This is a genomic window from Saccharospirillum salsuginis, from assembly GCF_014651855.1.
GTDB classification, from domain to species: domain Bacteria; phylum Pseudomonadota; class Gammaproteobacteria; order Pseudomonadales; family Natronospirillaceae; genus Saccharospirillum; species Saccharospirillum salsuginis.
Genome location: NZ_BMXR01000009.1, coordinates 1 through 18356 on the forward strand (window position 1 = coordinate 1; position 18356 = coordinate 18356).

At 55.7% G+C, this 18356-nt stretch carries 18 protein-coding genes; 13 read left to right on the plus strand and 5 right to left on the minus strand.

The genetic code is table 11. The features are described 5' to 3' along the window. The first annotated feature begins 379 nt into the window (after nt 1-379). Nucleotides 380-1042 carry a TetR/AcrR family transcriptional regulator gene (locus IE111_RS16925; RefSeq protein ID WP_189610942.1) on the plus strand — a complete coding sequence of 221 codons (663 nt, stop codon included), beginning with the start codon at nt 380-382 and terminating at the stop codon, nt 1040-1042. A gap of 186 nt (nt 1043-1228) precedes the next feature. Here IE111_RS16925 and yfbR read toward each other — a convergent pair whose 3' ends face one another. Continuing rightward, nucleotides 1229-1837 (minus strand): 5'-deoxynucleotidase, encoded by a 609-nt coding sequence (gene yfbR, locus IE111_RS16930; RefSeq protein ID WP_189610944.1) that lies wholly within the window; start codon nt 1835-1837, stop codon nt 1229-1231. Beyond that, a complete protein-coding gene (locus tag IE111_RS16935) occupies nt 1834-2460 on the minus strand; it encodes a helix-turn-helix transcriptional regulator (protein ID WP_189610946.1) in 627 nt (208 codons plus the stop codon). Before IE111_RS16935 ends, yfbR begins: the two co-directional genes overlap by 4 nt. A 184-nt stretch (nt 2461-2644) precedes the next feature. Between IE111_RS16935 and IE111_RS16940 the strand changes: the two genes are divergently transcribed. From IE111_RS16940 to IE111_RS16950, 3 genes are all read left to right on the plus strand, one after another. Beyond that, nucleotides 2645-3451, plus strand: a complete 807-nt coding sequence (locus IE111_RS16940) for an HDOD domain-containing protein (protein ID WP_189610948.1) — start codon at nt 2645-2647, stop codon at nt 3449-3451. A gap of 219 nt (nt 3452-3670) precedes the next feature. Further along, nucleotides 3671-4723, plus strand: a complete 1053-nt coding sequence (locus IE111_RS16945) for a S66 family peptidase (RefSeq protein WP_189610950.1) — start codon at nt 3671-3673, stop codon at nt 4721-4723. A gap of 54 nt (nt 4724-4777) precedes the next feature. Further along, a complete protein-coding gene (locus tag IE111_RS16950; RefSeq protein ID WP_189610952.1) occupies nt 4778-5899 on the plus strand; it encodes a 1-acyl-sn-glycerol-3-phosphate acyltransferase in 1122 nt (373 codons plus the stop codon). A 175-nt stretch (nt 5900-6074) separates the two neighbouring features. Here IE111_RS16950 and lolB read toward each other — a convergent pair whose 3' ends face one another. Together lolB and IE111_RS16960 are read right to left on the minus strand one after the other, a co-directional pair. Then, nucleotides 6075-6632 (minus strand): lipoprotein insertase outer membrane protein LolB, encoded by a 558-nt coding sequence (gene lolB, locus IE111_RS16955; protein ID WP_189610954.1) that lies wholly within the window; start codon nt 6630-6632, stop codon nt 6075-6077. Next, nucleotides 6632-8395, minus strand: a complete 1764-nt coding sequence (locus tag IE111_RS16960; RefSeq protein ID WP_189610955.1) for a tetratricopeptide repeat protein — start codon at nt 8393-8395, stop codon at nt 6632-6634. Before IE111_RS16960 ends, lolB begins: the two co-directional genes overlap by 1 nt. 563 nt (nt 8396-8958) lie before the next feature. On the opposite strand from IE111_RS16960, the gene hemA reads away from it, so the two are divergent. Genes hemA through prmC form a run of 3 tightly spaced genes read left to right on the plus strand, consistent with a single transcriptional unit; the run spans nt 8959 to nt 12173 of the window. Further along, nucleotides 8959-10221 carry a glutamyl-tRNA reductase gene (hemA, locus tag IE111_RS16965; RefSeq protein ID WP_189610957.1) on the plus strand — a complete coding sequence of 421 codons (1263 nt, stop codon included), beginning with the start codon at nt 8959-8961 and terminating at the stop codon, nt 10219-10221. Between the two features lie 7 nt (nt 10222-10228). Further along, nucleotides 10229-11314, plus strand: coding sequence for a peptide chain release factor 1 (prfA, locus tag IE111_RS16970; RefSeq protein WP_189610960.1), 1086 nt, complete (start codon nt 10229-10231; stop codon nt 11312-11314). 16 nt (nt 11315-11330) lie between these two features. Beyond that, nucleotides 11331-12173 carry a peptide chain release factor N(5)-glutamine methyltransferase gene (prmC, locus tag IE111_RS16975; protein WP_189610962.1) on the plus strand — a complete coding sequence of 281 codons (843 nt, stop codon included), beginning with the start codon at nt 11331-11333 and terminating at the stop codon, nt 12171-12173. 306 nt (nt 12174-12479) lie between these two features. On the opposite strand, the gene IE111_RS16980 is transcribed toward prmC, so the two are convergent. Beyond that, nucleotides 12480-12743: a site-specific integrase gene (locus IE111_RS16980; RefSeq protein WP_189610964.1), complete on the minus strand. Its 264-nt coding sequence runs from the start codon at nt 12741-12743 to the stop codon at nt 12480-12482. A 286-nt stretch (nt 12744-13029) separates the two neighbouring features. On the opposite strand from IE111_RS16980, the gene IE111_RS16985 reads away from it, so the two are divergent. From IE111_RS16985 to IE111_RS17010, 6 genes are all read left to right on the plus strand, one after another. After that, entirely contained in the window at nt 13030-13407 is a 378-nt protein-coding gene (locus IE111_RS16985) for a nuclear transport factor 2 family protein (RefSeq protein ID WP_189610966.1), read from the plus strand. A 67-nt stretch (nt 13408-13474) separates the two neighbouring features. After that, nucleotides 13475-13918, plus strand: coding sequence for a hypothetical protein (locus IE111_RS16990; RefSeq protein ID WP_189610968.1), 444 nt, complete (start codon nt 13475-13477; stop codon nt 13916-13918). 131 nt (nt 13919-14049) lie between these two features. Further along, the gene (locus IE111_RS16995) at nt 14050-15000 is read left to right on the plus strand and encodes a hypothetical protein (protein ID WP_189610970.1); all 951 of its coding nucleotides are present in this window, start codon (nt 14050-14052) and stop codon (nt 14998-15000) included. Between the two features lie 120 nt (nt 15001-15120). Beyond that, nucleotides 15121-16287 carry an SH3 domain-containing protein gene (locus IE111_RS17000; protein WP_189610972.1) on the plus strand — a complete coding sequence of 389 codons (1167 nt, stop codon included), beginning with the start codon at nt 15121-15123 and terminating at the stop codon, nt 16285-16287. Between the two features lie 89 nt (nt 16288-16376). Beyond that, nucleotides 16377-16934, plus strand: coding sequence for a hypothetical protein (locus IE111_RS17005; protein ID WP_189610974.1), 558 nt, complete (start codon nt 16377-16379; stop codon nt 16932-16934). A 95-nt stretch (nt 16935-17029) separates the two neighbouring features. After that, nucleotides 17030-17809, plus strand: coding sequence for a hypothetical protein (locus IE111_RS17010; protein WP_189610976.1), 780 nt, complete (start codon nt 17030-17032; stop codon nt 17807-17809). The last annotated feature ends 547 nt before the right edge of the window (nt 17810-18356 follow it).

Sequence of the window (18356 nt, forward strand, 5' to 3'; positions counted from 1 at the left end):
AAATACCAATTGCGGGTGCCGGAGGGCATTCTAACCAGCATGAACGAGCCTAAAACCAATGTGATGCCGGCAAAAAAATACTCTCACAGCCTCACGGCCCACCAATAATTCGACCGATCCAACCTACTAACCCGTGCCCATTGTCGGTCGTTGCGGTCAAACTATTGGTGGGCCGTGCCCACCCTACGAAACCACACGGTCGACAAAATGCATCATGCCTGCTCCTGTAAAACAACCGCTTGATAATTGATCTATCGGTCAACTTTGCTATTGTCCATCTGTTGCAAAGGACGTTTATCCACCATAAGCTTAAAAAACAGTGCCGAATCAACCAGTTAGATTTCGGCCCCCTGAATCATTCGATGCGTAGGATATGACCATGGTCGACCAGGCCCAAAAACGACTCAAAGAGGCATTCCAGACCAAGGAAAAAGCCGGACGAATTCGCCAGCAGAACGAAGCCGTCATCCTTGAGGCCGCCGAAATCGAATTCGCCCAGCATGGTTTCAAGGGCACCTCGCTCAACGCCATCGCCGAGCGCGCGGGTTTGCCGAAATCCAACATACTGTATTACTTCCAGAACAAAGTCGGCCTGTATGGCGCGGTGCTCTCGGACATCCTCGACATGTGGAACCAGTCCTTCAACGACACCACCGCCGACGACGACCCCTTCGAGACCCTCAACACCTACATCCGCTCCAAGATTCGCTACTCACGCAGCCATCCGCTGGCGTCCAAGATCTTCGCCATCGAGATCATCCAGGGCGCGCCGCATCTGAAGAAATTCCTGGCGCAGGAGCTGCACAACTGGGTGGGCGATCGCGCCCGGGTCATTCAGGCCTGGATCGACGCCGGTAAGATGGACCCGGTCGACCCCGTGCATTTGCTGTTCCTGATTTGGGGCGGCACCCAGCACTACGCCGACTTCGGCACCCAGGTTCAATGGGCGCTGGATAAACCCGAGCTGGGGGATGAGGACTTTAAAAAGGCGGAAGACACCCTGTGCCACATTATTTTGAAGGGGATTGGGCTCGCCCGGTAGGAGCCCAGGCCCCTGCGCGACCCGAACGCGACTCATAACGTAGGGCAGAAGAGCCTTAGGCGAAATCTGCCAAGTGGGCGAAGCCCACCGTGGTGCCAGTTGGACAACTTGTGGCAAGGACATGGCAGATAACGCCCTTCGGGCTCTTCTGCCCTACGGGTTATGGTCGCGCAGGGGCCTGCGCTCCTACGGTTGGGTTCGGTCGTGCTGGGTGAGCAATTCATCCAGCGTCAGCTGGTAGGATTCGACAAAGGTCGCCATGAAATACTCCACCTCCGGTCGCTTCAACTGACGGATCGACCGTTCGATGTCCCGCTCCGCCGTCGTGAATTCCCTGTTGCCGGCGTGTATCTCGCTCTGGCATTTCAGATAGGCGCTGATCAAGTCCGCCGCCTTCACCAGATTCGCCACTTCCGGGTCTGATTCCCGATGCAGTAAATACGGCCGAAAGGCGTCTTTCATCGTATCCGGCAATTGCGCCAGCATTTCCTGCTCGGCCTCGTCCTCGATCGCCTTGTAGGCTTGGGTGATGGTGCCGGAGTGATACTTGATGGGGGAGGGCAGGTCTCCGGTGATGATCTCGCTGCAATCATGGTACAGCGCCGCCGTCGCCACCTGCTCCGGAGAACAGGTGCCGTTGAAGTGCTTCACCTGGATCACCGCCAGCGCGTGGGCGATGGTCGCCACCTGCCAGCTGTGTTCCATGACGTTTTCCTCAATGACGTTGCGTTTCAGGCCCCAGCGCTTGATCCAGCGCAGACGGCCGAGATAGGCGAAAAAACGGTAGGTGGTCATTCAGATTCCCGATGGCGAATGCGGTAGCGGCATCGCTGTCCATCCTGCAACAGATGCTCCTCGCGTTCAACGACATAATCCGGCCCCATGGCATCGCGGAACACCGCCAGCTCCGAGCGGCAGAAATTCTGACAGCTCTCCGCCGCCGCGCAAATCGGGCAGTGATGCTCGATCAGTTCCCAACCGCCATCGGTCGCGATCACCTCGGCCATATAGCCCTCGCGCGAGCGCTCCGAGGCCAGCCGCCGGACCTTGTCGTCGTCGCTTTCGGCCTCGGCCAGGCTCTGCCTGTACCGTTCACGCTGGGCTTTCTCCCGCTCGTTGATCAGTCGATCCAGTCCCTCATCACCGAAAAGCGTGCGGATGTGGTTCAGCAGCTCGACGGTCAGGTTATCGTGCCGATCCGGAAAACGCTCATGGCCCGATTCCGTCAACTGCCACAACCGACGCGGACGACCGCGACCGGCCACTTCCTCGTGCCAGTGCACCAGACCATCCCGTTCCAGGCGTTCCAGATGCCCGCGCGCGCCCATGCTGGTCAGGCCAGTGGCCTGGCCAACCTCGGCGGCGGTGATGGGGGTGGATTGTTTCAACAGGGTCAGAATATCGTCGCGGGCGCTCATTGATACCGATTCTCAACGTCTTCCCCGCTAGTGTGGCTATCCCGCCCGTCATTTCAAGGCAATACCCCATAGTTTCGGTCTATACTCCCGATACTGTGGTTGTTTTTTTGGTGGCTGGAACCCGCGCCGGGTGTCGGGTAATGCCCGGCCCCCTGCGCGGGTTTCGTTGAAATTGGAGTACATTGTGAATACGTCGTTTATGGAACGTTTGTTGGACGCCTTGAACCAGAATCGACTGGTTCTGCCCGCCTTTCCCGAAGCGGCCATGCGGGCCCGGGACGTCGCCGAACGTCTCGACGCCTCCGCCCTGGACGTCGCCCGGGAAGTCGCCAAAGACCCGGCCCTGACCGCCCGCATATTAAAAGTCGCCAACAGCTCCATGTTCGGCTTCCGACAAAACACCGGCAGCCTGCAACAAGCCATCAGCCGCATGGGGCTCGACCACACCAAGACCCTGGTCACCAACTTCGCCCTCATGCAATTGATGGCCCCACCCAAGGCCGCCTACGGCCAACTCATTGCCCGCGTGCGTACGCACTGCGCCGAAGTCGCCGCCGTGGCCTACACCATGGCCGAAATCGGTGGCCGGCAAAGCAAGAATCGGGCGCTGCTCGCCGGGATGTTGCACGACATCGGCTACCTGCCGTTGATTCAGTTCGCCAAGAACGAGCCCGATGCCTTCTTGCTCGATCCCGCTTTCATGGCCGAGCTCAAGGAATTGCATCTCCAGGTCGGCAACATGCTGATGATGTACTGGCAATTCGCGCCGGATCTGATGAACACCGTGTCCGACCACCATAACCTGGCCTGCGACAACAGTTCCGAGGTCTCCCTGCGCGAGGTGGTCGCGCTGGCCAATGCCTGGGTGCGTGCCGACGAGGTCGAGCGGGCGGAGTTGTTGCAGAGCGAACTGGCGGAGAAGGTCAACGTGACCGGATTCGGGAAAGAGCAGGAAGCGCGCATCGGGGAGATCAAGCGGTTCTTCAGTTGATGACTCGGTCGTTTTGTCATTCCGTAGGGCAGAAGTGGTCCGACATCTCGGGGCGTAGCCGATATCTGCCGTTGGTGGCAGTAAGGCACTCCATGGCCTCACTCAAACGGCAGATATCGCTTCGCTCTTCTGCCCTACCGTTTTAATCCGATTTTGGCGTACTATGCTGGAAACAGCGCCTCCGTATGGAAGCCAGCATTCTGACAACAAGGAGTTCTTATGAAAAACCTGCTCACCCCGCAGGCTTTGCAGGCTGGCGATCGGATCGCGGCGGTCAGTCTGTCCTGGGGTGGCCCCGGCTCTTACCCGGAACAATACGAACTCGGCAAGCGTCAACTCGAGGCCGCGTTCGGGGTGGAGGTGGTCGATATGCCCAACAGCCGCAAACCGGCTGAATGGGTGTGGCGCAACCCTGAGGCGCGGGCCGAAGACTTGATGATGGCGTTCGAGGATTCCAGCATCCACGGCATTTTCTCGACCATCGGCGGGGACGACTCCATTCGGTTGTTGCCTTATCTCCACCTCGATGTCATCCACACCAATCCCAAAGTCTTCATGGGCTATTCCGACAGCACCATCACGCACATGGCCTGTCTGAAAGCCGGTGTGCGCAGCTATTACGGGCCGTCCATCATGGCCGGTTTCGGTGAACGCGGTGGTATTCTGCCGTTTACCGAAGCCTGTGTGCGCCAGACCCTGTTCGAACCCCGCGCCAACTGGTGCCTGCCGCAAAACAACGGCCCCTGGGTGACCGAGGTGGTGCCCTGGGAAGAACCGGTCGACAACGGCCGTACCCGACCCCGGGAGACCCCGACCGAGTGGCGCTGGCTGCAGGGCGAGGGCCACGTTAATGGGCGCTTGCTGGGCGGTTGCCTGGACGTGCTCGATTTTCTGCGCGGCACCGAATTCTGGCCGGCGCGGGAACACTGGCAAGGCGCGATCCTGTTTCTGGAAACCTCCGAGGACGCACCGCCACCGGCCAACGTTAGCTATTTCCTTCGCTGCCTGGCCGCGATGGGCCTGTTGCAGAAGCTCAATGGCCTGCTTTTCGGGCGGCCCGGCGGGTGCCGGCCGGAGCGTTTCGGGGATTACGACGAGGCGATTCTCAAGGTGGTGCGCGACGAAGTCGGGCTCGATATCCCGGTGATCACGCACCTCGATTTCGGCCACACCGACCCGATGTGGGTACTGCCCCAGGGCGCCTTGATCGACATCGACTGCCGGGCGCGTAAATTGGTGCTCGGCGACCGCGCGACTCAACCGAGAGCCTGATTTTCGGTCGAAAATCGGGTAGAGTGGCGCGCTTTCCACTCTAACCGAGCCGGTATGACGACAGAATTCGACGACATTCGCCCCTTTCAGGATCATGAAGTGCCCAGCGTTCTCAAACGCGTGCTGGCCGACAAGGACATGCACCGTTCCCTGGGTGCCTGGGTGTCACCGGGTTTGAACCGCAAGGCGCCCTGGCTGCTGCACCCCCTGATTCGTGCCTACCTCGGTTGGCAGTTCCGGGGCGTGCGCACCGTCGATGGCTTCCAACCCCGGCTGCGCGGCTATTTGAAGCGGATTCTCGATAAAAGCGTGCAGGACCTGACGGTCTCCGGCCTCGACAAGCTGGACCCGAATACCGCCTATCTGTTCGTCTCCAACCACCGGGACATCGTCATGGACCCGGCCATGGTCAACTGGGCGCTCTATCACGCCGGCTTCCAGACCGTCCGCATCGCCATCGGCGACAATTTGCTGAGCAAACCCTTCGTTTCCGACCTGATGCGGCTGAACAAGAGCTTCATCGTCAAGCGCTCGGTCAAGGGCATGAAAGAGCGGTTCAAAGAAGCCCAAAAACTCTCCCGCTATATCCATCACTGCATCACCGAAGACAACGCCAACGTCTGGATCGCCCAGCGCGAAGGCCGCGCCAAAGACGGTTACGACAAGACCAAACCGGCGGTCATCGGCATGTTCAGCCTGAGCAAACCCAAGGACCGCAGCTTTGCCAGCTACATCAACGAGTTGCGCATCGTTCCCGTCACCATCAGCTACGAAGTGGACCCGCTGGAGCTCTCCAAGGCGCGCGAACTCTACGCCCAGGAACACAAAGGCGGCTACAAGAAGCGCGCCCACGAAGACGTCCAGTCCATCGCACGCGGAATGACCGGTTGGAAAGGGCGGGTGCATCTGGCGTTCGGAGAGGTTCTGCACGGGGATTTCGAAAAGGACGACGACGTGGCTGCCGCCATCGACGAACAGGTGCATCAGCTGTATCGGGTGTATGAGTCCAACGAATGGGCCTATGCCGAGTTGATGGGCGAGCCGATCAAACCGGCGACCGAAAACGCCGAGCAACTGGCGAAACGCGTCGCCGCCGCCCGGGATGAACTCAAACCCTACTTACTGCGGCAATACGCCAACGCCGTCCGCATGAAACGCGGCGAAGACCCCCTGTAGGAGCGCAGGCCTAAACCCTGTAGGAGCGCAGGCCTCTGCGCGATAAAAACTGTGGGAGCGCAGTCCCCTGCGCGAGATAAACTGTAGGAGCGCAGTCCCCTGCGCGACAAGGCCGAATTGACCCAGTGTGTGCCAACACCCCGGTCGCGCAGGGGCCTGCGCTCCTACAGGTTCCTTAGCTCTCGGTCATCCAGTTGCGGATAACCAGTCTGCCACTGCGGTCGTCCCGTTCGAAATCGATCCGCCGGGGCAGGGCGGTGGCACCTTCGCCGTAGTAGGACGGGTAGGTCACCTCCCAGCCGGATTGCCGAATCGTCGTCACCTGGCCGCTGTCCTCGGCCCGCAGCAACTCCGCCCGGCTGCCGGGGAAGGGCTTGGCCCGCACCCAATATTGCAGATGATCCAGCGGTAATTGGAGGTCCGCCACCTGATCGGCCAGTTCGCTCAACGACCCCGCCTGCCAGACGTCATTGCCGCGTTGCATGGTGACAAAGCCGGGCTGGCCCTTGATCTGCGCTGCACCCTGGCCTAAGGGCCCGCTGAGCTCAATCTCGAACGCCTGGGCCATCTGCTGCCATTCCACATTGAAACTGCTGGCCTCGTTGGTGTTGCGCACCGCCATCTTGCCGGTGAAGGACCAATGCTCGGTCAGTTCACTGCCGTCCGGCTGGGGACCAAAGTTCGCGCAACCGGCCAGAGTCGCCACGATTAACAGACTGACGAGAACACGCATCACAGTTCAATACCCAATCGATCCTGAACGGACGTGGCCGTCGGGCTTTGCGGATTCAAATCGAACGCATGGCGCAGCCACTTGCGGGCCTCCTCGCGCTCGCCCTGCTGCCACAGCACCTCGGCCAGATGAGCCGCGACTTCGTCGTTATCGAACTCCGCCAGCGCCTTGCGCAGCCACTCTTCCGCCGTCTCCAGATTACCCAGTCGGTACTCCACCCAGCCTTTTGAATCCATAATCGCCGGGTCGTCCGGGCGGATGTCCAGGGCCCGGTCGATGTATTCCCGGGCTTGCTGCAGGTTGCGGTCCAGATCCGCCCAGGTGTACCCGAGGGCGTTCAACGACGACGCATCGTCCGGGTCCATTTCCAGCGCCCGGGTCAGATTGTCTTCCAGCACCTGATAGCGCTTGAGACGGCCCGCCACCATGGCCTGGTCATACAACAGATCGGGGTTGTCCGGGAAGGTGTTCAGGCCCTCTTGCAACGCATCGAAGGCTTGCTCGTATTCTTCCCGGTTGCGATACGCATCCGCCTCGATGCGCCACAACACCGGAGCCTGCTCCGGGAACCGGCCCCGGGTCCGTTCCAGCAGCGCCGTCAGATCGTCCATCCGCTCGTCGCGCCACAACTCGCTCAGCTCGGCCAGACCGGAGATCAGAAATGGGGGCTCCTCAATGCTCAGGAACTGCTCGGCCGCTTGCTCCTCACGGGCGTTATCTTTATTGATGCGCCCCAGAAAATAATGCGCCTCATCGGCATAGTCAGTGGTCGACGTCAGTCGCTTGAACAGGGCCTCCGCCGTGTCGAAATCCCCGTTATCGAACGACTCCCGAGCGAAAGCGCGCACAATCACCGGCTCGTTCGGGAACCGGTTGAACAGCGACTCCAATACGGCCGTCTTGTCCTCATCGCCCTCGGCGTAGGCAAACCCGGCATAGGCCGTCGCCACCTGACTGTTTTGCGGGTACTTCGCCGCCAGGTCTTCCAGCGCCGTCCGCGCTTCACCCAAATCGTCCTGCTGCAACAGAATGCGGTATTCCAGCAATCCCCGACGCGGGCTGTCCCGAAGCGCCCGGGCTTCCCGAACCTTCGTCAACGCTTCATCGTACTGCTGCCGACTCGCCAACAACTGCGCACTCGCGAACGGCAGGCCACTGTTTTGGGGGTGTTGCTCCGCCAACCGGTTCAGCATCGTCAGCAACCGACCCTGTTCCGTCTCATCCAGACCTTCCGAACCGATCAGCGCCGCTTCCACATCCGCCTGCGGATCGAGCGTCAGCCAGCGATTCAGCGCCGCCTCACCGGACTCGAACCGACCCTCGGCCAGGCTCGCAATGGCCAGCGCCTGCCACGCCTCCGTCGACTCCGGCGACAGCGACGTCCAATGCTCCGCATGCGAAAGCATCCGCTCGTAATTCCCGACCACCTGATTCAGCGCCGCCGCCCGCCGGGCAATCTCCGCATCCTCCGTCGTCTGATCCAGTCGACTGTACAACTCCGCCGCCGTCCCGTACTCCTGCCGGTTCGTCGCGATCTCCGCCAATAGCAACTGATACATAATCTGCCCCGTCAACGGCTCCCGCTCAAACTCAGGCTCCGCCGCCGCCCGGGACTCATCCACCGCCCCGGACGGCTCCGCCCCCACCGGATCGGACTGCTCCGCCTGCTCTTGCGGCATCGCACTGCACCCCGCCAGACTCAAACTGAGCACCAACACAGACACAGGAGTTTTCAACCATTGAAACGGAATCATCATAGGCATCACATTCATCCGGAAAACCGACATCCTTAAACCAACGAAAAACAATACGTGGAAACTCACCACCCGGACCGACAACGCCCGGGCTTGAACACCCACCTAGTGTGCCAGATGCCCCAGGTCGTGTCCCTTCAGCGGTGCCCGTCACAGAGCGCCCACGCGAGAATGGGAGAGCATTAGCACGCCCCGAGTATAGGCAAATTGGGGCTTTACGCTTTTTTCGAACCTCATTCGGAGATGAGTAAAAGCATGTAAAGAAACGGAGCGAAAGACCCCAGAGCACTGTTTCGAGCCACGGATGCTCGGGTTACTCCGTCGGGGGATGTTTGGTTGTGAGGTGGCACGATAGTAAGCACCAAGGGGCGGGGCAGGCTCTGGAGGGGACATCTGAGCCATGGACTGGTGCGCCAGCCCGGGGCTAAGTTAAGCGCCCATGGATGGGTTCACAGCGGTCCCCGGAAGAGCCTGGCCCGTTCCTTGGTGCGGACCAAAGCCACTGTCGCCTAGATGAGTGAAAATCGGTAGACTACGCGCCTTTCAGACGCAGAGAACAGGCCCCGCCGCAGATGTCATTGTTGGCCATCGGTATCAATCACAACACCGCCTCGGTCGAGATTCGGGAAAAGGTCAGCTTCGCCCCAGAGACCATGTCCGAATCCCTCGCCTCCGTGTTGTCGATTCCCGGTATCGACGAAACCGTCATCATGAGTACCTGCAACCGCAGCGAAATCTACTGCGCCGTGCACGAAGCCGACAAAAGCACCGAAGCCCTGATCCAATGGCTCGCCGCCCACCACAACGTCGAAGCCGACCATCTGCGCCAGGCCATCTACATCCACAGCGACAAAACCGCCGTCGAACACCTCGGCCGTGTCGCCGCCGGGCTCGACTCCATGGTGCTCGGCGAACCCCAGATCCTCGGCCAGCTCAAATCCGCCTTCGCCGTCGCCCAGGAATACGACTCCGTCGGTCGCGAACTGAACCACCTGTTCCAGCACAGCTTCCGCATCGCCAAGGAAGTCCGCACCCGCACCGCCATCGGCGAAAACGCCGTCAGCGTCGCCTTCGCCGCCGTCAACCTGAGCACCCGCATCTTCGACCGGCTCGACAAATGCAAAGCCCTGCTGGTCGGCGCCGGCGAGACCATCGACCTGGTCGCCCGGCACTTGATCGACAAAGGCGTCAAAGACATCACCGTCGCCAACCGGACCCTCACCCGCGCCCAGGAACTGGCCTCCGAATTCGGCGCCAAGGCCATACTGCTGAGCGACATCCCGGACGAAATGCCGAACGCCGACATCGTCATCACCTCCACCGCCAGCCAACTGCCCATCATCGGCAAGGGCGTGGTCGAGCGGGCCCTGAAAAAGCGCCGGCACAAGCCCATCTTCATGGTCGACATCGCCGTACCGCGCGACATCGAAGCCGAAGTGGGCGACCTTTCGGACGTCTACCTCTATACCGTCGACGACCTTAAAACCGTCATCGAAGCCAATGTCCGCAGCCGCCAGAAAGCGGCCGAGGAAGCGCGCGACATCATCGCGAAATCGGCCGATGCCTTCACATTGAGCTTGAAAGAACGCCAGGCCGCCGACATGATTCGCCAACTGCGCACCAAGGGCGAGGACCTGAAAAACCTCGAACTCGAAAAAGCCAGGCGCGCGCTCGCCCAGGGCGGCGACCCGGAACAGGTGCTCGAACAACTCGCCCGCGGGCTCACCAACAAACTGCTGCATTCCCCCACGGTGGCCCTGCGCAAGGCCCATGGCGAGGGCGAAGCCGAGGTCTCCCGCTGGGCCTCCCGACTATTCGATTTGGACAACTCCTGAAGGGTGTATGAAAGACTCCATACGTCAAAAACTGGCTGAACTGGCCGACCGTTACGAAGAACTGGCCCTGCTGCTCTCTCAGCCCGACGTCATCAACAACCAGACCCAATTCCGCCAGTATTCCCAGGAATACGCCGAGCTGGAAGACGTGGTAGCCTGCTTCGAAGCCTACAAAACCTGCGAGAGCAACATTGAAGCCGCCCGGGCCATGCTCGACGACGCCGACCCCGAGATGCGCGAACTCGGCCAGGAAGAACAGCGTGAAGGCGAAGCCCGCCTCGACATGCTCGACCAGGAACTGCAGATCCTGCTGTTGCCGAAAGACCCGAACGACGGCCGCAACGTCTTCCTCGAGATCCGTGCCGGCACCGGCGGCGACGAAGCCGCCCTGTTCGCCGGGGACCTATACCGTATGTACGGCCGCTACGCCGAGAAAATGGGCTGGCGCATCGAGATCCTCTCCGCCAGCGAAGGCGAGCACGGCGGCTATAAAGAGCTGATTACCCGCGTCTCCGGCGACCGGGTGTATTCGCACCTCAAGTTCGAGTCCGGCGCGCACCGCGTGCAACGCGTGCCCGAGACCGAAAGCCAGGGCCGTATCCACACCTCGGCCTGCACCGTGGCCGTGATGCCCGAAGCCGACGAACTGGAAGAAGTCGAGATCGACAAGAACGACCTGCGCGTCGACACCTACCGCGCCTCCGGCGCCGGCGGCCAGCACGTCAACCGCACCGACTCCGCCGTGCGACTGACCCACCTGCCGACCGGCATTGTCGTCGAATGCCAGGACGAACGCTCCCAGCACAAGAACAAGGCCCGGGCCATGAGCCTGCTCGCCGCCAAACTGAAAGACGCCCAGGAAAGCGCCGCCGCCCAGGAACAGGCCAGCACCCGACGCAACCTGGTTGGCAGCGGCGACCGCAGCGAACGCATCCGCACCTACAACTTTCCCCAGGGGCGTGTAACCGACCACCGCATCAACCTCACGCTCTACAAACTGGACGAAGTGATGCAGGGCGCCCTGGACCATGTGGTGAACGTGCTGATTCAGGAACACCAGACCCAACTGCTGGCGGACATGGCTCAGCCCTGAGGCCGAGCCCACCACCATGCCTACCGTCAAGACCGCCCAAGCCCACGCCCGCCAACACGGCCTGGACCGGCTCGACGCCGACGTACTGCTCGGCCACGTACTCGGCCAGACCCGAACCTGGCTGTTCACCTGGCCCGACAAACCGATCACCGACGATGACTGGACCCGCTTCGACACCCTGGTACAACGCCGCCAGGCTGGTGAACCCGTCGCACACTTGGTCGGCGAGCGGGAATTCTGGAGCCTGCCCATCGCCGTCAACCCCAGCACCCTGATCCCCCGGCCGGACACCGAATGCCTGGTCGAAGCCGTGCTGGAACAGTTCGATATCAGCCCCAGACGCCTCGTCGACCTCGGCACCGGCACCGGCGCCATCGCCCTGGCCCTCGCCAGTGAACGCCCCGACTGGCACATCACCGCCATCGACCGCATCCCCGAGGCCTGCGAACTCGCCCACTACAATGCCGACCGCCTGGGCCTGCCCATCGAAGTCCTCCAAGGCAACTGGTGCGACCCGCTCGACGACCACAGCGTCGACATCCTCGTCAGCAACCCACCCTACATAGACGCCACAGACCCCCACCTGACCCAGGGCGACGTACGATTCGAACCCAAAACCGCCCTAATCGCCCCGGACCAGGGCCTGGCCGACATCAAAACCATAGCCGAGCAGGGCAAACGCGTCCTAAAACCGGGCGGCGCCCTCTACCTGGAACACGGCTGGACCCAAGCCAAAGCCGTAACCACCATCCTCACCCAACACGGCTACCAATCGGTAACCACCCAAAAAGACCACGGGGAACGGGATCGAATCACCGTGGGGTGGGTCGGTCCGACGTCTCGGCCGCCCACCATCTAAACAAACCACCAAACCATCCCCAAACCCGGACACAAACGACACAACCCCAAACACAACCCTTGAACAAACCCCAAAACCAAGGTAAACATACACACACCACAAAAAAACCGACCCTACTTGGCGTGTCATATAACCGACCGGGCGGTAGCGTGCCTATTCCAGAATTTCAGCACACCGGAATTGTTCCCCCCTCCCTCGGACGAACCGACACCTCGGGAGGGATTATCGCCACCGATTTTATTCCCCTCTCCCCTTGGGAGAGGGGTTAGGGGAGAGGGTCAAGCCAAGTCTTTTTTTCTCTCAGTCTCAGTCAAGGCAACCTAGTTGCCACATCCGCCCCTGATTAGAAAAGCCCAGATCTTTAACCCACAAACGCACACCTTCCATGATTCGAAGGCCGCTGCAATACATAAGCTGAGTGATAAGGCGGTGTAAACCGGACAGGTGACCGATAATGCGTTGGGCTTCGTCACGAGACAGCACGGTCGGCAGTTTTCGTGGCATTTGTGCCTTATTGAAGGTGAGTTGGCCGACATCCTGTTGTAAAAACTTTCTAAACAGAAAGACCATGCATTCAACGCGGTTCGCTGAGTGTTGATGGATGTGGAAAGCTCAACATGTAACGCGACGCATATCCCGGGAAGAGTCCGGAATATGTGTCTCCGAAGACGCTGATTCCCGGAATATGCGTCGGGTGAGACGGTTTTGTGGGTTTGATATCCGGTTTAGGGACGTCCCGTGATGGCCTGTAAGTACCGTGGTTGCTGGGCTCGGTCAGATCAGTGTGGTATCGTCACAGCGGTGATGTGCCGGAATAAGGGGCGCAGGCGACGATGAATAAACTGTTAAGGTGTTTATGAGTACTGAGAATCAAATAATTGAACTGGAAAAGTCGCTTCTTACTTTCGATGTAAGGCATTCTGAAGCTGAGCTAAGAAAAAGGATCGCGCCAAACTTTAAAGAAATTGGTGCTTCGGGTGCATATTTCGGTTTAGAGAATATCTTAGAACGTTTGCCTACTGAACAGACATGGAGCGCCATAGTACAAGACTTCGAGTTTACTCAGCATAGCGAAGAGATCTGCCAGCTGGTCTTCAGAGTTTTTATAAAAGGAAGTGATACTGACGAAGGTACATATTCTCTTCGAAGTAGTCTATGGCAAATGTTTGATGGTGAGTGGAAAGTGATTTTTCACCAAGGTACAAAGGTGGAGCCTTTTAAACTCGCACCTTAACAAATACAGGCAGTCGACGCGGAAAAGCCCGCGCAACTGCTCCAAACGTTATGCATATGGGTAAGCGATGAAAGCACGAGAATGGTTGCAACGATCACGCGAGGCTGAAGATCCTATTGATGGATTCTCAAATGCTTGGCGCGCCTTCAATCATTTGTACTTCCCGGTAAACGGGAAAAATGAACGAGATAAGATTCGGCGTTACCTTAAAGACAGCGTTGATGAGGCGATGGCCGAGCACCTACTAGAAGAGCATGAGGGTGAGCTAGATTACCTCACGGCTGAGCCTGTGATCGACATGCGCGGCAACGGTCGAGATACTGCCCGTAACATTGAAGAATTTCAGGATGGACGCGCACCCGTAGGAAAACTTCAGGAGATTTTTATGATTATCTACCAAGTCAGGTGCAACCTTGAGCATGGTCAGAAATCACCGTCTAGAAGGCGAGATGTTGAGCTTTGCAGGTCGGCGTGCCCGCTGGTTGAGCGCATCGTGGAAGAAAATGCATAACCAAGCAATCAAGTTCGCTCCCTGCGGTCGCCGGACGCTCGTTCCTCGCGCCGCTTATTGCGAGCGTTAAAGTGATTATTACCATCATACACATAAACGCGATGCGGCTTTCGACACCTTTAAGGCGGCATATGAATAATATTGAGTGGCTCGATTTTATCCCTTCGGCGATGTCAGCAATCGCGGCTGTTGCAGCCGCAGTTGCTGCAATTGTCGCGTTGAATACCAGCCGAAAAGCCAACACTCTTTCTGAGAAAAGCCTATTAGCAATACATCACAATTCGACCGCCATAGAACTTTCAAATGCAATCGAGGAAGTTAGACGATCAACAAAAGACTTATCAACAATCTCCTACAACGTGTGGGAAAAATGGGCTAGAGAAATAGAATCAGAAGATAATCGATCCGAAGGTGGCTTAGATCCCAGACCATTGCGACACGTTCTAACAAATGGAAGCGAAATGTTAGTCGACCATGGTGCATCACGAGGCCAATGGTATCAGCGCGCAATGCAATCGATGTTCTCCATCATAAGAGATGGAGCTGGACGACTAGATGAAGCCGAATATAGGCTCCTGTTAAAAGTAGCCGACGGAACGTACGGTGATTTTGAAGGTGCGTTTGGGACGCCTCCTGCAGATAAGGCAATAACCAAATCAAAAGCTTTTAAGTGGGTGTGTTACCAACTAATAAAGCGAGTCCCCTCCGAGGCTTGGCACAACTCATGGCGTTCGGCATGGTTAGCTAATGGCTGGATTGATCAGTATCGAATGGAATTCAAAAAAACAAGGCCGATCCTGGAGCAAACACTTTCATCGCTGAGAAAAGAAAAAAATAAAATTGAACACAGCGCACTCCCTCTAGAGGCCAACCCCAAACTACAACGCAAATACCAAAAGGTATTGGCTGAACTGGAAGTACTGGTGGAGGACTGCGACTTGGATCACATGGAGCCTTACCAAGAATGGGAATACAACGAAGACATCAGCCTGTTAGTGATTTATTCTATGGCTATAGCATTTCTAACCACTAAAGTAATTGATTCCATCGTATCGGAAAGTGAGTATATAAATGATTTCTAACAAAGCGTTCAAAATCGTTCGCTTTGCTCACTTGGACCTTCAAAGCTACGCTCTTTCGGCTCTTTAACTGTGGCGTTAGGGCTTCCGTTTTCGGCAAGAGCTGCTCTTAAAAGAGAAAAAATGAGTAAGAAAAAAGTCGATTCATTAAAGAATATTCGCGAAATGTTAGGGGCGATATCAGACCCGCTGAAGGAACATCGCGAGCTGATGGCCTCCATAGCCGATCCTTTGAAGGAACACCGCGAATTGATGGCGTCCTTTTCTGATCCGCTAAAGGAGCACCGCGAACTGATAGAGTCCCTTGCAGATCCTTTGAAGGAACACCGCGAATTGATGGCGTCCTTTTCTGATCCGCTAAAGGAGCACCGCGAACTGATAGAGTCCCTTGCAGATCCTTTGAAGGAACATCGTGAGATGATGGCCTCCATAGCTGATCCGCTACAGGAACATCGCGAATTGATGAAGTCCTTGGCCGATCCGCTAGAAGAACATCGAGAGATGTTAGCGACTATAGCCGATCCACTGAAGGAACATCGCGAGTTAATGGCGTCTCTAGCTGATCCACTCAAAGAACATCGGGCATTAATGGCGTCATTGGCTGATCCGCTGGAGGAGTTTCGTGCATCGATTGCGGGCATCCCGAATCCGCTAAAGGAACTTTCAACTTCTATTACGGGTATCGACTCATTTGAGCTTCTGAGAAATGTAGCATTTGAAATTGGTGGCGATCTATCGTTTGATGCGGAAGGGCTTATTTCCGTAGCTTCGAAACGGATGGCTGTTTCGGATTTACAAGATCTTTCTTATCAGGTTATACACGATTCTTCACTTGAGCCTTCGGGCACATTAGAGGAATCATTAAACAACCTGATCAATGAAATAAGATCACAAAAGGATCCTCTAACTCAAAAGCTTTTGATGTGGTTTGTATACCCATTGATTGTTGCTGTGATAGTTTCCTTTATCAATCCTGTTGTGAATAATTACGTTGAATCACACCTAAATGAAGATAAGCGATCCTTATCAAAAAAGATCGAGGCAAATGCGAGAAGATCCGTAGCCGATGGTTCTGTGTTAAAAGATTTCCGGTATGTGACCGCTGACACGCTGAATGTCAGATCCTCAGCTACTCAAAAATCGAAAACGATTGGATTGTTATACTTTGGTTATGCCGTAATAATAGTTGACCGACAAAAGAGCTGGACTCTAGTTGAGTGGAATGATCCGGACTCTGAAGTGCGAATATCTGGTTGGGTGTTTTCAAGATACCTTGCGAAATTCAATTAAGGCCCTAACAAGGCGCTGCTGTCGGACAAATTTTACGCTGTGCTCCAAATTTGCCGCAGAGCGCGACGTTACACGTACAAGGAAACATAATGAAATACTATATCCCAGTTGTTCTTGCTTTATTTGGTGCAGTAGATTGTTTTGCAGATAGTGGTGGGAGCTTAACCTATAGCTTTGATAAATACCCAGAGATTACACAAATTCTAAATCAGAATAATAGTGAAACTAATTGCGGGTCATTCGTCGATGTAGTAAGCGGAAGTGAAGATGGTGTATTTGAAATAAGTGAGACTTCTGATGAAAAGTTATATTTGGTTAACTATATAGACAACTGCAGCCCTTCTTGGAACTATGGGAGCACACTGATATTAAAAGATGATCATGGCTATAGAAAGGCTGATATAAGATTGCCTTACCAAAGTAATGTTGAAATAGAAGGTGTGCACTATAGGCTCTACAAAAATAGATCTGAATACTCAGATGGTATATATGTGGTCTACTACGACATAGCATGTGAAGAGGGAGATGATTATCTTTCTATTGGCACTTGCGAAAGCAGAAAAAGTTACTCAGTAACAATGAAATATGAGTTTTCAGGATCTGAGTTTCAATTGATTAGCAAGAACGCTACATTAAGAGATTGGTAGTAACTAGTAATTCTTGTAACAATTCACGGAAGGCGGACGGCTATTGGCCGCCACTTCGTTCTGCGTTATACTCTCAAAGTAGATCAGGATACTTGATGTTAAAAGAACTAAGTACGTCATTAAAGGCACAGCTGTATGAAAAAGTAAGTAGCCCGATTTTGGGTAGTATTGTAGTTTTCTGGTTAATATTTAACTGGGAAGCGGTGTTCTATTTTCTCTTGTCAGACTCGGCAATAGAGGAGAAGTTGGCATATATCCAGAGCAACTTCAGAAATTTTGACCGCAATGTTTTCTACCCTCTATTGTACAGCGCGTTGTTTTGCCTGCTGTATCCCATTGTTTCCTACATTCCGTTCTATATATGGGAGTGGACCTCCTCGCATAAATTGAGGTCTAAGAGCAAGCTTTCCCTATCGGAGCCATTATCTATCGAAAACTCAATTGCTATCAGAAAAGAGTTGATTGATAAGGAAGCAAAAATAAGAAAGATAATCTCTGAAAACAATAATGAAAAAGAAGAATTAGAGAGCGTAATAGGTAAGCTGTCCAGAGATAATGAAAGACTGTACAAAGTTATATCAAAATTTGAATCAATTCGCCCAGCTGAATACGTCGAGTTATCAAATGACCAAGAAACAGTTTTGACGTATTTTTCAAAATTGGAAGACAATCATCAATACATACCGAGTGATATCATCGGGGACAATGACGTATCACTAGATTTTGCTGTTAAAACTCTTGAACAGCTGGAAAAGAAAGGGCTTCTCAATAAATCAGGAGAAACCTTTGGAAATGAAGAAGGGTATGAGATTACAAATGCTGGAAGAAAGTACCTGGCTGACAAGGTGATTTCAGAGCATGAAAATAAATCATAACAAGCGCATGTTGTCGGACTGGTTTTCCGCTGCGCTCCAAACCATCCGCAAATGCGGGCGTTAACCAGGGAGTGATCGGTGAAGGTTGAGGCAATGATTGATGATTTAGAGTCAGCCTTGGATGGGTATTTGGCTACATCCCCTGACCACTTAGCGATGCTTGAGGTTAGAAGGCTAAAGAACGAGCTCAGATCGAATCCAGAGCGGGTTGTTGTGGAAATATGCGACTTTTTTAGTGGCCCCAAGACTGTGGTGACCGACTCGTTCCAATCGCCGGCCAGCAGGGAGGCAGCGTCAGAGGTTGAGTCGGCGAGAAAGCCTCTTGGAAATCATTTCGCCAAGCAGCGCAGAGAGCGCGGCCATAATGGTTAACTAATAAGGATAGGTCGCGCGAAGCCGCGACTTAATCCGGTAGTTGGACAAGCCCGAGTGACTTATTTATAGGAAGTTTATTAAGGCTGGATTCGGTGTGTTCGGGTACAACTCAACACCGGTACTTTCTCAAGGCCGAGCGAGGCCCGGCCTCCAGAGAAGCGTTCTTTAACAT

What these genes read in the sequence shown, in the direction of transcription:
- IE111_RS16925 (WP_189610942.1), top strand. Translation starts at nt 380, where the DNA reads ATGGTCGACCAGGCCCAAAAACGACTCAAAGAGGCATTCCAGACCAAG.
- yfbR (WP_189610944.1), bottom strand. Translation starts at nt 1,837, where the DNA reads ATGACCACCTACCGTTTTTTCGCCTATCTCGGCCGTCTGCGCTGGATC.
- IE111_RS16935 (WP_189610946.1), bottom strand. Translation starts at nt 2,460, where the DNA reads ATGAGCGCCCGCGACGATATTCTGACCCTGTTGAAACAATCCACCCCC.
- IE111_RS16945 (WP_189610950.1), top strand. Translation starts at nt 3,671, where the DNA reads ATGAAAAACCTGCTCACCCCGCAGGCTTTGCAGGCTGGCGATCGGATC.
- IE111_RS16950 (WP_189610952.1), top strand. Translation starts at nt 4,778, where the DNA reads ATGACGACAGAATTCGACGACATTCGCCCCTTTCAGGATCATGAAGTG.
- lolB (WP_189610954.1), bottom strand. Translation starts at nt 6,632, where the DNA reads ATGCGTGTTCTCGTCAGTCTGTTAATCGTGGCGACTCTGGCCGGTTGC.
- IE111_RS16960 (WP_189610955.1), bottom strand. Translation starts at nt 8,395, where the DNA reads ATGCCTATGATGATTCCGTTTCAATGGTTGAAAACTCCTGTGTCTGTG.
- hemA (WP_189610957.1), top strand. Translation starts at nt 8,959, where the DNA reads ATGTCATTGTTGGCCATCGGTATCAATCACAACACCGCCTCGGTCGAG.
- prfA (WP_189610960.1), top strand. Translation starts at nt 10,229, where the DNA reads ATGAAAGACTCCATACGTCAAAAACTGGCTGAACTGGCCGACCGTTAC.
- prmC (WP_189610962.1), top strand. Translation starts at nt 11,331, where the DNA reads ATGCCTACCGTCAAGACCGCCCAAGCCCACGCCCGCCAACACGGCCTG.
- IE111_RS16980 (WP_189610964.1), bottom strand. Translation starts at nt 12,743, where the DNA reads ATGGTCTTTCTGTTTAGAAAGTTTTTACAACAGGATGTCGGCCAACTC.
- IE111_RS16985 (WP_189610966.1), top strand. Translation starts at nt 13,030, where the DNA reads ATGAGTACTGAGAATCAAATAATTGAACTGGAAAAGTCGCTTCTTACT.
- IE111_RS16990 (WP_189610968.1), top strand. Translation starts at nt 13,475, where the DNA reads ATGAAAGCACGAGAATGGTTGCAACGATCACGCGAGGCTGAAGATCCT.
- IE111_RS16995 (WP_189610970.1), top strand. Translation starts at nt 14,050, where the DNA reads ATGAATAATATTGAGTGGCTCGATTTTATCCCTTCGGCGATGTCAGCA.
- IE111_RS17000 (WP_189610972.1), top strand. Translation starts at nt 15,121, where the DNA reads ATGAGTAAGAAAAAAGTCGATTCATTAAAGAATATTCGCGAAATGTTA.
- IE111_RS17005 (WP_189610974.1), top strand. Translation starts at nt 16,377, where the DNA reads ATGAAATACTATATCCCAGTTGTTCTTGCTTTATTTGGTGCAGTAGAT.
- IE111_RS17010 (WP_189610976.1), top strand. Translation starts at nt 17,030, where the DNA reads ATGTTAAAAGAACTAAGTACGTCATTAAAGGCACAGCTGTATGAAAAA.